The sequence below is a fragment of the Streptomyces sp. CNT372 genome, from assembly GCF_000377145.1.
Genome location: NZ_KB897777.1, coordinates 294,662 through 308,984, shown reverse-complemented (window position 1 = coordinate 308,984; position 14,323 = coordinate 294,662). Strand labels below are relative to the sequence as shown.

The following is a 14,323-nucleotide window of genomic DNA, read 5'->3' as shown; positions in this document are numbered from 1 at the left end:
CATGGTTCCCCCCTGTGTTCCCCCGTCGAACCTCTGGCCAGACTACGGGCACGGCCCCGCGGGGGCGCCGGGTTCAGTACCCTTGCGCTCATGTACGGCTACGACCAGTCCGCGGGTGCACAGCAGCAGTACGTGCCGCAGCAGCCTTCCTACGGGGAGCAGCCGCTCTACCCCGAACCGTCGCCGCCGTCGCTCGCGGACGCGGTGCGGGCCTTCACCACCGGATCGCTGTCCGCCGAGGACTTCCAGCAGATCTTCGCGACCTCCAAGGTCTACTGCCCGCGCGGCGACAACCCGGGCTTCCTGGCGCTGCACAACACCCAGCAGCCGGTGATCCCGATGTTCACCTCGCTGAAGGAGCTGCGCCGGTACGCGGGCAAGGAGTCCAAGTACTTCGTGATCACCGGCGCCGAGGTGATCGACCTGCTCCCCACGGGCTACGGCTTCGTGCTGGACATGGAGGGGGAGCACCGGATGGTGTTCGACGCCAAGGCGGTCGAGCAGATGGTCGACTTCGCGATGCGCCGGATGTACGGCTGAGCCGCCGTGCGTGCGCGGCGCCGCCGCCGCGGGACCGTAGGACCGCACCTGGACGCCCGGGAGGAATTCCTCCCGGGCGTTCGTCGTTCCCGATGGCAAGAAGTTCATTCTTCAACTAAAGTGTCGCGCAAGCGCACAAGGAGGCCCCCCGCCATGCCCGCAGTGACCGTCGAGAACACGCTCACCCTGCCGCGCGTCGCCGCACCCGCCGAGGCCGTGTCCCGGCCGGTCCGCGCGGTGACCACGGCGCCCGCCGGCTTCGAGGGGGAGGGCTTCCCGGTGCGCCGGGCCTTCGCCGGGATCAACTACCAGCACCTCGACCCGTTCATCATGATGGACCAGATGGGCGAGGTGGACTACGCGCCGGGCGAGCCCAAGGGCACCCCCTGGCACCCCCACCGCGGCTTCGAGACCGTCACCTACCTGATCGACGGCACCTTCGTCCACCAGGACAGCAACGGCGGCGGCGGGACGATCCGCAACGGCGACACCCAGTGGATGACGGCCGGCTCCGGCCTGCTGCACATCGAGGCGCCGCCCGAGCAGCTGGTGATGTCCGGGGGGCTGTTCCACGGCCTCCAGCTCTGGGTCAACCTGCCCGCCAAGGACAAGATGATGGACCCCCGTTACCAGGACATCCGCGGCGGCCAGGTCCAGCTCCTCACCTCCCCCGACGGCGGCGCGCTGCTCCGCGTCATCGCGGGCGAGCTCGACGGGCACCAGGGCCCCGGCATCACCCACACCCCGATCACGATGATCCACGCCACCCTCCGGCCCGGAGCGCGGATCCGGCTGCCGTGGCGCGAGGACTTCAACGGGCTCGCCTACGTCCTGTCCGGCAGCGGCGCGGTCGGAGACGAGCGGCGTCCGGTCCGCGCGGGCCAGACCGCGGTCTTCGGCGACGGCGGCGCGCTCACCGTATGGGCCGACGACGCGCAGACCGGGCCGGGCGGCGGCGACCTGGAGATCGTGCTCCTGGGCGGCGCCCCCATCCGCGAACCCATGGCGCACTACGGCCCGTTCGTGATGAACACCCGCGCCGAGCTCCAGCAGGCGTTCGAGGACTTCCAGAAGGGCCGCCTGGGCACCGTCCCGGCGGTGCACGGCATGCAGCCCTCGGGGCCGTCCGGGGAGTGACGCGACCGGCGCGAACCGGCCCGGCGCACGGAACGACCCGGTCCGGCCGGCGGCCGCAGTGCGCCCCGCCCCCGCCCCCCGGCTGACGGCCCGTCACTCCGGCGGACCGCCCGGGCGGGCCCCCGGGGCGGCGGCGTGGTCGGGTGGGCGGGTGACCGTCCACCCGCGTCCCGTTCTGCCCGAGCCCGTGCGGCGGCTCGCCGCCTGGTGTGTGGTCGCTCTGCTGGTGGCCGGTGTCGTGGGCGTCGGGGTCTGGCTGGTCGTCACTCTCAAGACGGCCGTGACCTCGGTCCTTCTCGCACTGCTGGGCACCGCGCTGCTCGGGCCGTTGTACCGGCGGCTGCTGCGGATGAAGGTGCAGCCCTCGCTCGCCGCCGGGCTGACCTGCGTGGCGGTGCTCGCCGTGGTCGGCGGGGCGGTCTGGATCGTGGTCAACGCCCTGGTGGAGACGGGCGACCAGATCGTGGCCTCGCTGCGGCAGGCCGCCACCGACCTCACCCGCCACTTCGGCGCCGCCGGCACCTCCCTGGACGACATCGCGGCCAACGCCCGGGAACTGCTGGGCAGGTTCGGCGGCACCGCGGCCTCCGGGGTGATCACCGGGCTCAGTGTGGTCGGCGAGATGATCGCGATCGCCGTCCTCGCCCTCCTCCTCGTCTTCTTCTTCCTGCGCGACTCCGACCGCGCCGTCGGCGCCCTGCGCTCCCTCGCGCCGAACTCCACCGGCGATCTGCTGGAGGCCATGGCGCGCCGGGCCTTCGAGGCGGTCGAGGGCTTTATGCGGGGCACCACCTTCATCGCCCTGATCGACGCCTTCTGCATCACCCTGGGCCTGCTGATCCTGCGCGTCCCCGGGGCGGTCGGGCTCGGCGCGCTCGTCTTCGTCGGCGCGTACATCCCCTATCTGGGGGCCTTCGTCTCCGGCGCGGTCGCCGTCCTGGTGGCCCTCGCCGACCGGGGGTTCGTGATCGCGCTCTGGGCGCTCGGTGTGGTGCTGGCGGTGCAGATGCTGGAGGGCCACGTCCTCCAGCCCATGATCCAGAGCCGCACGGTCCAGATGCATCCCGCGATCGTGATGCTGGCCCTCACGGCGGGGGCCAGTCTCGCCGGGATCCTCGGGATGCTGCTGGCGGTGCCCGTGACGGCGGCCGCCTTCGGAGTGATCGGGGAGCTGCGGGCCCGCTACGGGCCGCCCGCCGACCCGCCGGTCGACGGGGCCGGCGCGGAGTCCGGCGCCGGGGGCTCGTAGAGCTCGAACCAGATCGACTTGCCCTCGCCGCGCGGGTCCACGCCCCAGGCGTCGGCCAGCATCTCCATCAGCACCAGACCCCGCCCCGAGGAGGCCATCTCGCCGGGCCTGCGGCGGTGGGGGAGGTCGTCACTGCCGTCCGTGACCTCCACCCGCAGACGCCGGGCGGAGTCGCCGTGGTCCACCTCGGCCGCCAGCAGGGCCGTGCCGTCCGTGTGCACCAGCACATTCGTGACCATCTCGGAGACCATCAGGACCGCCGAGTCCACCTGCTCGGCGTCCGTCCAGTCGTGCAGCAGCTCGCGCACCTGCCGGCGCGCCGCCGCGATCCGCTCCGGCTCCGCCTGCGCCACGCTCATCGCCGTCCGCCGGGTCGGGGTCCCGGCGGGCGCGCCCTCGCGGGTGAGCAGCAGCACCGCGATGTCGTCCTCGCGACGGTCGGCGAGCGGTCCGGTGGTGTGGTGCGAGGTCGGTCCGTGCACCGCCTGGACCAGGGCGTCGGCCAGCTCCTCCAGGGAGGAGCCCCTCCCGTGCCGCTCCAGGACGGCGCGCAGCCGGGCCCAGCCGGTGTCCAGGTCGTGGCCGCCGGTCTCCAGCAGGCCGTCCGTGCAGATCAGCAGGGTGTCACCGGGCTCCAGCACGAAACGGGTGGTCGGGTAGTCCGAGTCCGGGTCGATGCCGAGCGGCAGCCCGCCCTCCGTGGAGCGCTGGAACACCGTGCCGTCCGAGGTCAGCACCGCCGGCTCCGGGTGGCCCGCGCGGGCGATCTCCACCGTGCCCGTGGACGGCTCGAACTCCAGGTAGAGGCAGGTCGCGAAGCGCGGCCCGCCGAGGTCGGGACCGGTGCCCGGCTCCTCCTCCTCGGTGATGCCGTGCAGAAAGCGCGAGGCCCGCGAGAGCACCGCGTCCGGCCGGTGGCCCTCGGCTGCGTAGGCCCGCAGGGCGATCCGGAGCTGGCCCATCAGTCCGGCGGCCCGGACGTCATGGCCCTGGACGTCCCCGATGACGAGCGCGATCCGGCCGTCGAAGCCCTCACCCCGGAAGGCCCCGCCCGAGGGCAGCGGGATGGTGTCGTACCAGTCGCCGCCCACCTGGAGACCCCCGCCCGTGGGGACGTACCGGCCGGCCAGGGTCACCCCGCGCACACCGGGGACGAGGGTGGGCATCATCGAGCGCTGGAGCCCCAGCGACAGTTCCCGCTCCGACTCGGCGGCCCCGGCCCGGGCGAGGGCCTGGGCCAGCATCCGGGCGACCGTGGTGAGCACCGAGCGCTCGTCGGGCGTGAACGCCACCGGGTGCCGGAACGCGGCCATCCACGTCCCGATCGTGCTCCCCGACACCACCAGTGGCAGGAAAGCCCAGGACTGGCGGCCGAACCGCTGGGCCAGCGGCCAGGTGACCGGGAAGCGCTCCTTGTAGTCGTCGGGGGTGGGCAGATAGACCGCGCGGCCCGTGCGGACGACCTCGGCGGCCGGGTAGTCCGTGTCCAGCGGCACATCCCTGAACGGCTCGTCGTCGCCCGCGCTGTGGCCGTGGTGGCCGACGATCGTCAGCCGGTCCCCCGCGACCCCGAAGACGGCGAGCCCGTCCGGTGAGAAGCCGGGCATGGACAGGGAGGCGGCCACCCGCAGCACCTCGGCGGTGGACCGCGCCTCCGCCAGCGCCCGCCCCGCGTCCAGCAGGAACGCCTCCCGCGAGCGGCGCCAGTCGCCCGTGACCGGGGCCTGGGCGACCGCGTCCTCGGGCTGGTCCGTGACCTCCTGGACGGTGCCCACCAGACAGGGGCTCCCGGACACGGTGAACGGCTTTCCCCGGGACCGCAGGACCCGCTGCACCCGGCCCTGGGCGTCGACCACCCGCAGCCGCGCCTCCGCGAGGGTCCCCTCCATCGCCGCCAGGGTGGTGACGCTGTTCAGCTCGCCCCAGTCGACCGGGTGGAAGCAGGACCGCACAGCCGCTTCGGAGAACCGGCCGGAGCCCTGCGGCAGGCCCAGCAGCCGGGTGGCCTCGGCGTCGAGAGTGACGATCCCCGACGCGTGCTCCCAGCGCCAGATACCGGTCGCCACGGCGACCAGGACGTCCTCGGTGCGCATTCGCTCACTGTAGGCAGATGTCCTCGGTGATGACCTGCCGGGCCCCGGGGCACGACCGGGCGGCCGGTACCCTGGGACCTGTTTCACGTGAAACAGGTCCCCGATCCGCGAAGACTGGATGAACGACGATGCATCGGTACAGGTCCCACACCTGCGGCGAGCTCCGCGCCTCTGACGTCGGTGCCGACGTCCGGCTGAGCGGCTGGCTGCACAATCGCCGAGACCTGGGCGGCATCCTCTTCATCGATCTGCGCGACCACTACGGCATCACGCAGCTCGTCGCCCGGCCGGGCACCCCCGCCTACGAGGCCCTGGACAAGCTGAACAAGGAGTCGGTCGTCCGCGTCGACGGCTCGGTCGTCTCCCGTGGCGCCGAGAACGTCAACACCGAGCTGCCCACCGGTGAGGTGGAGGTCGAGGTCGGCTCCGTCGAACTGCTCGGGGCGTCCCAGCAGCTCCCGTTCCAGATCAACACCGACGACGGTGTCGGCGAGGAGCGCCGTCTGGAGTACCGCTTCCTCGACCTGCGCCGTGAGCGCATGCACCGCAACATCATGCTGCGCTCGGCGGTCATCGCCGCGATCCGCGCCAAGATGGTGGCCCTCGGCTTCAACGAGATGGCGACCCCGATCCTCACCGCGACCTCCCCCGAGGGCGCACGCGACTTCGTGGTCCCCTCCCGGCTGAACCCGGGCAAGTTCTACGCCCTGCCGCAGGCCCCGCAGCAGTTCAAGCAGCTCTTCATGATCTCGGGCTTCGACCGCTACTTCCAGATCGCGCCCTGCTTCCGTGACGAGGACGCCCGCGCCGACCGCTCCCCCGGCGAGTTCTACCAGCTCGACGTGGAGATGAGCTTCGTCGAGCAGGAGGACGTCTTCCAGCCGATCGAGAAGCTCATGACCGAGCTCTTCGAGGAGTTCGGCGGCGGGCGCCATGTCACCTCGCCCTTCCCGCGCATCCCGTTCCGCGAGTCGATGCTCAAGTACGGCAACGACAAGCCCGACCTGCGCGCCCGGCTGGAGCTCGTCGACATCACCGACGTCTTCGAGGGCTCCGAATTCAAGGCCTTCGCCGGCAAGCACGTCCGCGCCCTGCCGGTGCCGGCCGTACAGGACCAGCCCCGGAAGTTCTTCGACAGCCTCGGCGACTACGCCGTGGAGCAGGGTGCCAAGGGCCTGGCCTGGGTCCGCGTGGGCGAGGAGGGCTCGCTGACCGGCCCGATCGCCAAGTTCCTCACCGAGGAGAACGTCAAGGTCCTCACCGAGCGCCTGGGCCTGGCCCCCGGCCACGCCGTGTTCTTCGGCGCGGGCGAGTTCGACGAGGTCTCCAAGATCATGGGCGCGGTGCGCGTCGAGGCCGCCAAGCGGGCGGGCCACTTCGAGGAGGGCGTCTTCCGCTTCTGCTGGATCGTCGACTTCCCGATGTACGAGAAGGACGAGGAGACCGGGAAGATCGACTTCTCGCACAACCCGTTCTCCATGCCGCAGGGCGGGCTGGAGGCCCTGGAGAACCAGGACCCGCTGGACGTCCTCGGCTGGCAGTACGACATCGTCTGCAACGGCGTGGAGCTCTCCTCCGGCGCCATCCGGAACCACGAGCCCGAGATCATGTTCAAGGCCTTCGAGATCGCGGGCTACGACAAGGAGACCGTCGAGCGCGAGTTCGCCGGCATGCTCCGCGCCTTCCAGTTCGGCGCCCCGCCGCACGGCGGCATCGCCCCGGGCGTGGACCGGATCGTGATGCTCCTCGCCGACGAGCCCAACATCCGCGAGACCATCGCCTTCCCGCTCAACGGCAACGCCCAGGACCTGATGATGGGCGCCCCGACGGAGCTGGAGGAGGCCCGGCTGCGCGAGCTGAACATCGCGCTGCGCAAGCCGGTCGCCAAGTCCGGCGAGTAGCCGCCGCCCGGCCGCGAGCGCGGCGGGGCGTACGAGGCCCCCGGGACCACCTGGTCCCGGGGGCCGTGTACGTGCCGGGCCGGTGCCCGCGTCAAGCGCCGTCCACCGGCCGTTCAGGACCGCCGTGCCGCTGTCCGACCTGCACCGATGCGGTCGAAAGCGGCCCTTTCCCGCATTGCGCGAGCTGCGGATCGGCGTCGGCCTGCCACTCTGGAAAGAGTGCCCGACGACGTCCCGGCCGACGGCCGGTGGCGTCACCACGAGACCTCCGGACGGAAAGGCCGCCCCTGATGTCCCTGCGCCACCGAACGCTCCCGGCCGCCGCCCTGCTCTGCACGGCGGCGCTGATGACCGGCTGCGGGACGACCCTGGCGGACAGTGCGCGGCAGACGGACGACAAAGCGGCGGCCCCGGCCGGCGAGGGGCGGGACACGGACCGGATGGCTCCTCTCTTCGCCCGGGACCGGACCGCCCGCGCGGACGCGATCCCCGGCCTCGGCCCCCGGACCCGGGCGCAGATCCCGGACGGCACCCGGCAGGCCCTGGTCGTCACCGGCGAGGGCCGCGACGAGGACGCCTCCTCGGTCGCCCTCTATGTGCGCGACACCGAACGCGGCTGGCAGCGCACGGCAGGCCCCTGGCACGCCCACAACGCCCTGCGCGGCTGGACCGACGACCACCGCCAGGGCGATCTCCGCTCACCGATCGGGGTCTACGGCCTCACCGACGCGGGGGGCCTGCTGCCCGATCCCGGCACCCGCCTCCCGTACGACCGGGGCCCGCTGTTCAGCATCAGCGGACGGGGCTTCGAGGGGGAGCCGCTGGAGGGCTCCTTCGACCATGTCGTGGCGATCAACTACAACCGCGAGCCGGGCACCAGCCCGCTGGACGGGGCCCGGCCGCTGGGTGAGGAGAAGGGCGGCGGCATCTGGATCCACGTCGACCACGGCGGGCCCACCCAGGGCTGCGTCTCGCTCTCCCTCGACCATATGAAGCAGCTCCTGCGGGCGCTCAACCCGCAGCTGCGGCCGGTGGTGGTCATGGGGGACACGGGGTCGCTGGCGCGCTGAGCGGCCGTACGGGCGCGGAGTGCCCGGCCCATGGACGGAGAGTGCCCGTCCCCGTGGACGCCGGGAACCCCTCCCCGTGGACGCCGATGGCCGGGCCCGGTGGGCGCGGAGGGCCCGGGACGGACCGTCTGCGCGGTCGCGTCCCGGGCCCCTCGTTCTCGCGCAAGCTGCGCGGTCAGCCCTTCAGCCCTTCAGCCCTCAAGCCCTTCAGTCCTTCTTCGGCTCCTCCAGGCGCGGGAAGAGCACCGCGCCCTTGGTCACCGTGGCACCGGCCGGGAGGAGACCCCAGGTACCGGCGTCCTGGACGCGCTGGTCGGCCAAGGCGCCCAGGGACTCCTCGGCGCCGAGGGACTCCCACAGCTTCGCGGAGGTCTCCGGCATGATCGCGTTCAGCAGCACCGCGACCGCGCGCAGGGACTCGGCGGCCGTGTAGAGGATCGTCGCGAGACGGGCGCGGCCCTCGGCCGACTCGTCCTTGGCGACCTTCCACGGCTCCTGCTCCGTGATGTAGCCGTTGACCTGCTTCACGAAGTCGAAGACCGCCAGGATGCCGCCCTGGAAGTCCAGCTCCTCGCCGATCTTCCGGTCGGCCTCGGCCACCGCCTTCGCCAGGCCCTCCTGGACCGCCTTCTCCGCGTCGCCGTCGGCCGCCGCGGCCGGCAGCGCGCCGCCGAAGTACTTGCCGACCATGGCCGCGACGCGGGAGGCGAGGTTGCCGTAGTCGTTGGCCAGTTCGGAGGTGTAGCGGGCGGTGAAGTCCTCCCAGGAGAACGAGCCGTCACTGCCGAAGGCGATGGCGCGCAGGAAGTACCAGCGGTAGGCGTCCACGCCGAAGTGCGAGGTCAGGTCCTGCGGCTTGATGCCGGTCAGGTTGGACTTCGACATCTTCTCGCCGCCGACCATCAGCCAGCCGTTGGCCGCGACACGGCCGGGCACCGGCAGGCCCTGCGCCATCAGCATCGCGGGCCAGATGACCGCGTGGAAGCGGAGGATGTCCTTGCCGACCAGGTGCACGTTCGCCGGGAAGGTCTCCTCGAACTTCGCCGGGTTCTCGTTGTAGCCGACGGCGGTCGCGTAGTTGAGGAGCGCGTCCACCCACACATAGATGACGTGCTTCTCGTCCCAAGGGACCGGGACGCCCCAGTCGAAGGTCGAGCGCGAGATCGACAGGTCCTGGAGGCCCTGCTTGACGAAGTTCACGACCTCGTTGCGCGCGGACTCGGGCTGGATGAAGTCCGGGTTGGCGGCGTAGAGGTCGAGGAGCTTCGGGCCGTACTCGGAGAGCTTGAAGAAGTAGTTCTCCTCCTTGAGGATCTCCACCGGCTTCTTGTGGATCGGGCAGAGCTTGGTGCCGTCCTCGGCCTCGATCAGCTCGCCGGGGAGCTTGTACTCCTCGCAGCCGACGCAGTACGGGCCCTCGTAGCCGCCCTTGTAGATCTCGCCCTTGTCGTACAGGTCCTGCACGAACTCCTGCACACGGTCGGTGTGCCGCTTCTCCGTGGTGCGGATGAAGTCGTCGTTCGCGATGTTCAGGTGCTCCCAGAGGGGCTTCCAGGCCTCGGTGACCAGCTTGTCGCACCACTCCTGCGGTGTGACGCCGTTCGCCTCGGCCGTGCGCATGATCTTCTGACCGTGCTCGTCCGTGCCGGTGAGGTACCACACCTTCTCGCCGCGCTGGCGGTGCCAGCGGGTGAGCACGTCGCCTGCGACGGTCGTGTAGGCGTGGCCCAGGTGAGGAGCGTCGTTGACGTAGTAGATGGGGGTCGAGACGTAGTACGCCGCCGCCCCCTGCTTCTCGGATCCAGTGGCCGCCATGGTCGAAATCCTATCGGCCCCGCGGAGCCCGCTTCACCGCGCGCTTCGCTGTGTGCGCGGCTGCATGCTCGGCTGTGCGCCTGGCTCCGCGCTCGGCTGTGCGCCTCCTGGCTGTGTGCTCGCCTGTGGGCTCGGCTCCGCGGGCGACGACCGCGCCCCCGTCCCCGGGGGCTCCGGGAACGGGGGCGCGGATCTGCCGGGTGCGCGGCCGGTCAGGCGGTGCGGGCCGCGAGCCAGGGGCCGAAGCCCTCCAGCAGACCGGCGTACAGCTCCGCGTCCGTCAGCTCGCGGGGTGTGGGACCGGCGGGGAAGTAGCCGGTGTTGGCGGCGGTGAGCCGGCGCAGGTAGTCGAAGGCCTTCGCGTCGTGCTCGCCCCAGGCCACGAACTGCCAGAAGACAGGCCGGTCCGCGGCGGCGGCGAGCGCGGCGGTGGCGGCGGTCCTCGACTCGGGGGCGCCGTCCGTCTGGAAGATCACCAGGGCGGGGGCGTCCGGGTCGGCGGCCTTGGCGTGCAGCGCGAGGACCTCCTCGACGGCGAGGTGGTAGTTGGTCCGGCCCATCCGGCCGAGGCCCGCGTGCAGCTCGTCGATCCGGCCGTCGTGGGCGTCGAGGGTGAGCTGTCCGGTGCCGTCGACCTCGGTGGAGAAGAAGACGACGTCGACGGTGGCCCGTTCGTCGAGGTGGGCGGCGAGGGCGAGCGCCTGCTCGCCGAGGCCCTGGGCGCTGCCGTCCTTGAAGTACGGCCGCATCGACCCGGACCGGTCCAGCACGAGGTAGACCCGCGCACGGGCCCCGGCGAGCTGCGCCTTCTTGAGCGCGGCCCCCGCGGTCCGGTACGCGTCCACGACGAGAGGCGCGCGCGACTTGACCCGCGCGAGCGAGATCGCGGGCTTGCCCGCGGGGGCGGCGGTCGCGCCGGCCTCGGGGGCGGGGCCCGGTTCGGGGGCCGGGCCCGGTTCGGGGGCGGGCTGCGCCGTGGCTTCGGGGGTGTCGGCCTCGGGGGTCGCCGAGGCTTCGGGTGCGCTCGCCTCGGGCTCGGGCTGCGCGGCGTCCGCGTCGGTCTCGGGCTCCGCCTTGGCTCGGGGTGCGTCCGCCTCGGCGGCCGGGTTCGCTTCGGGCGTCGCCACGGCTTCGGGGGCGTCGGCCTCGGGCTCTGCCTCGGGGGCGTCCTCCTGGGCGGGGGCGGGGCTCGCTTCGGGGGCCGGTTCGGCCTTGGGCGCGGGCTGCGCCTCGGGGGCCGGTTCGGCCTTGGGCGCGGGCTGCGCCTCGGGGGCGTCGGTCTGGGCGGGGGTGGCCTGCTCGGGCTGTGGGGCAGGGGCCTCGGGCTGGGCCGCGCTTCCTTCCGCGGCGGGGGCTTCGGCCGGGGGCGCGTCACCCCGCCGGTCAAGGGCGTCCGCCCCGGGGGCCGCGGGCTCGGGCTGCGCGGCGTCTGCGTCGGTCTCGGGCTCCGCCTTGGCTCGGGGTGCGTCCGCCTCAGCGGCCGGGTTCGCTTCGGGCGTCGCCACGGCTTCGGGGGCGCTCGCCTGGGCGGGGCTCGCTTCGGGGGCGCTCGCCTCGGGGGCCGGGTCGGCCTTGGGCGCGGGCCGTGCCTCGGGGGTGTCGGTCTGGGCGGGGGTGGCATGCTCGGGCTGTGGGGCACGGGCTTCGGTCTGGGCCGCGCTTTCTTCCGCGGCGGGGGCGTCGGCCCGGGGCGCGTCACCCCGCGGATCGAGCGCGTCCGCCTCGGGCTCGGGCTTCGTCACGGGCGCGTCCGCCTCCGGCCGGGCCGAGGCCGAGGCCGGGGCCACCGTCGGCGGGGTCGGCTGGGCCGGGACCGCCAGGCGCGGGGCCGGGTTGTCGAACGCGGCGGAGACCAGGTCCGCCGCGTGCTCCGACGGGGTCTGCGACGGGACCGCCGGCTTGGCGGCCTCCGCCTCCGCGCCCGAGGACGTCGCCCCGCCCGCCGCGGGCGACTGCGTGGCCGGTTCCGTACGCTCGGCCTGGGCCGGAACGGAGGTCGCCGCCGACTCCTCGTGGCCGGCGTTCTCGCGGCCGAACACCTTGCGCAGCAAGCTCCGAATACCCATGTGCGGGGCCTTTCGCATGAGTTGGGTGCGGTGACTGTCCGCTCCTGCAGACATGGCGCCCGACCCGTGGGCCAGGGCTGACACGTAAGGTTAGCGGCCGTCCGCGGCGGCTCCCGGGAGGGCACCCGGAGCCGTCCGCGCGCATGGCACGGCACCCGAAGCCACCCGCGCGCACGGCACGGCACGGACACCCCGCACGCATCACACCGGCACCGCGCCCACACCCCCACTCCGCCCCGGCCCCGCCGCATTCATGCGCCGTTCACTTCGTGTCCGCCGCCGGGCCCGTGCGCACCCCTAACGTCTCGGCCGGAATCATTCCGACACCATGTCGGCGCAGGTGCGCCGAAGGAGGACAACGTGCGCAAACTGCTGCCGCTGTTGAACACCCCGTCGCACGCGGGCGGACGTTCCGCGCTCACCTGCCGCTACCGCTGCGGCGACGCCTGCTTCCAAGAGGTCCCCAACACCAGCGACAACGAGTACGTCGGCGACGTCATAGCGAGCGCTCTGTCCCGCCGCTCGATGCTGCGCACCGCGGCCGTCGTGACGGTCGCCGCCGCGGCCGGCGGCGCCGCCCTCGTGCCCGGCGCACCCCCGGCCGCCGCCCTCGGTTCCGCCCCCGCCGCGGGCGGCAACGGCGGTGGCGGGAACGGCGGCAAGGGCAGGGCGGACGGCGCCCGCGGCCTCCGCTTCGCCCCCGTCGCCCCCAACAAGGACGACAAGGTCACCGTCCCCCAGGGCTACGCCCAGAACGTGGTGATCCGCTGGGGCGAGCCGATCCTGCGCGGCGCCCCCGCCTTCGACCCGGACCGCCAGACCCCCAAGGCGCAGGCGGGCCAGTTCGGTTACAACAACGACTTCCTCAGCCTGCTGCCGCTCCCCGGCGAGCCCGGCCGTCAGCTGCTCGTGGCCAACCACGAGTACACGGACGAGTTCCTGATGTTCAAGGGCTACGACCCCGAGAACCCGACCCGCAAGCAGGTGGAGATCGCCTGGGCCGCACACGGCCTCTCCGTGGTCGTCGTCCAGGAGGAGAGCCGGACCGGGAAGCTGACCCCCGTCCCCCGGCACCCGCTGAACCGCCGGCTCACCACCACCAGCCGCTTCGAGCTGACCGGCCCCGCCGCCGGCAGCCCCCTGCTGCGCACCTCCGCCGACCGCACCGGCAGCCGGGTGCTCGGCACTCTCAACAACTGCGCCGGCGGCACCACACCCTGGGGGACGACCCTGCACGGCGAGGAGAACTTCAACCAGTACTTCGCCAACGGCTCCAGCGCCACCGACAAGCGCTACGGCATCGGCTCCGGCGCCACCGAGCGCAAGTGGGAGCGGTTCGACAAGCGGTTCGACGTGGCACAGGAGCCGAACGAGGCGCACCGCCAGGGCTGGGTCGTCGAACTGGACCCGTACGACCCCGACTCCGTCCCGGCCAAGCGGACCGCGCTCGGCCGCTTCAAGCACGAGGCGGCCCAGCCCCGGCTGACCGCGGACGGCCGCCCGGTCGTCTACATGGGCGACGACGAGCGCTTCGACTACCTCTACAAGTTCGTCTCCTCGAAGCGGATGAAGAAGGGCAGGGGCCGTGCCGCCCGCGCGCACAACCTCACCCTCCTCGACCACGGCACCCTCTACGTCGCCAAGCTGACCGGCGACAGCCCGGCCGCCGAGATCGACGGCACTGGAAAGCTCCCGAACGACGGCGAGTTCGACGGTTCCGGCGTGTGGATCCCGCTCGCCACCGGCGAGGTCTCGCACGTCCCCGGGATGACCGCCGACGAGGTGTACGTCTTCACCCGGCTCGCGGGCGACAAGGTCGGCGCCACCAAGATGGACCGCCCCGAGGACGTCGAGCCGAGCCCCCGCTCCGGCCGGGTGTACGTCGCGCTCACCAACAACTCGGACCGCGGCAAGGCGGGCAAGGCCGGCGCGGACGAGGCCAACCCGCGCAACGCCAACAAGCACGGTCACATCCTGGAGCTGGCCGAGAACTGGGACGACCCGGCCTCCGACGGTTTCGCCTGGCGGCTGTTCCTTGTCGCGGGCGACCCGAAGGACCCGGGCACCTACTTCGCCGGGTTCCCGAAGGACCGGGTGAGCCCCATCTCCTGCCCGGACAACGTCGCCTTCGACCCGCACGGCAACCTGTGGATCTCCACCGACGGCAACGCCCTCGGCTCGCACGACGGACTCTTCGGCGTCGCGACCCACGGTGAACGGCGCGGTGAGCTCAAGCAGTTCCTGACCGTGCCGACCGGGGCCGAGACCTGCGGGCCGGTGATCCAGGACCGCCGGGTCCTGGTGGCCGTGCAGCACCCGGGCGAGGTCGACGGCGCGTCCGTCGAGAAGCCCGCGAGCGCCTGGCCGGACGGGCCGGGCCGGATCGTGCGCCCGTCGGTCGTCGCCGTCTACCGCAAGGACGGCCGCGACATCGGCGTCTGAGGCGGCCCGA

Annotated in this window: 9 protein-coding genes; 6 read left to right on the top strand and 3 right to left on the bottom strand. The window is 72.8% G+C overall.

Translation table 11 applies throughout. The features are described from left to right. Positions 1–90 precede the first annotated feature (90 nt). From C593_RS0103950 to C593_RS0103940, 3 genes are all read left to right on the top strand, one after another. Positions 91–540: an SseB family protein gene (locus tag C593_RS0103950; RefSeq protein ID WP_018846016.1), complete on the top strand. Its 450-nt coding sequence runs from the start codon at positions 91–93 to the stop codon at positions 538–540. A gap of 153 nt (positions 541–693) precedes the next feature. Continuing rightward, a complete protein-coding gene (locus C593_RS0103945; RefSeq protein WP_018846015.1) occupies positions 694–1,677 on the top strand; it encodes a pirin family protein in 984 nt (327 codons plus the stop codon). Between the two features lie 151 nt (positions 1,678–1,828). Beyond that, positions 1,829–2,926 carry an AI-2E family transporter gene (locus C593_RS0103940; RefSeq protein WP_018846014.1) on the top strand — a complete coding sequence of 366 codons (1,098 nt, stop codon included), beginning with the start codon at positions 1,829–1,831 and terminating at the stop codon, positions 2,924–2,926. Here C593_RS0103940 and C593_RS0103935 read toward each other — a convergent pair. Next, positions 2,860–5,019, bottom strand: a complete 2,160-nt coding sequence (locus tag C593_RS0103935) for a SpoIIE family protein phosphatase (RefSeq protein WP_018846013.1) — start codon at positions 5,017–5,019, stop codon at positions 2,860–2,862. The genes C593_RS0103940 and C593_RS0103935 overlap by 67 nt on opposite strands. 128 nt (positions 5,020–5,147) lie before the next feature. On the opposite strand from C593_RS0103935, the gene aspS reads away from it, so the two are divergent. After that, a complete protein-coding gene (gene aspS / locus C593_RS0103930; protein WP_018846012.1) occupies positions 5,148–6,920 on the top strand; it encodes an aspartate--tRNA ligase in 1,773 nt (590 codons plus the stop codon). A gap of 290 nt (positions 6,921–7,210) precedes the next feature. Further along, positions 7,211–7,990 carry a L,D-transpeptidase family protein gene (locus C593_RS0103925; protein ID WP_018846011.1) on the top strand — a complete coding sequence of 260 codons (780 nt, stop codon included), beginning with the start codon at positions 7,211–7,213 and terminating at the stop codon, positions 7,988–7,990. A 207-nt stretch (positions 7,991–8,197) separates the two neighbouring features. Here the strand turns inward: C593_RS0103925 and metG are convergent, their stop codons facing one another. Both metG and C593_RS0103915 read right to left on the bottom strand, forming a co-directional pair. After that, entirely contained in the window at positions 8,198–9,805 is a 1,608-nt protein-coding gene (metG, locus tag C593_RS0103920) for a methionine--tRNA ligase (RefSeq protein ID WP_018846010.1), read from the bottom strand. Between the two features lie 212 nt (positions 9,806–10,017). After that, positions 10,018–11,871, bottom strand: coding sequence for a VWA domain-containing protein (locus tag C593_RS0103915; protein ID WP_026277327.1), 1,854 nt, complete (start codon positions 11,869–11,871; stop codon positions 10,018–10,020). Positions 11,872–12,231: 360 nt separating this feature from the next. Here C593_RS0103915 and C593_RS0103910 point away from each other — a divergent pair, with 360 nt between their 5' ends. Beyond that, positions 12,232–14,313 carry a PhoX family protein gene (locus tag C593_RS0103910; RefSeq protein ID WP_018846008.1) on the top strand — a complete coding sequence of 694 codons (2,082 nt, stop codon included), beginning with the start codon at positions 12,232–12,234 and terminating at the stop codon, positions 14,311–14,313. The last annotated feature ends 10 nt before the right edge of the window (positions 14,314–14,323 follow it).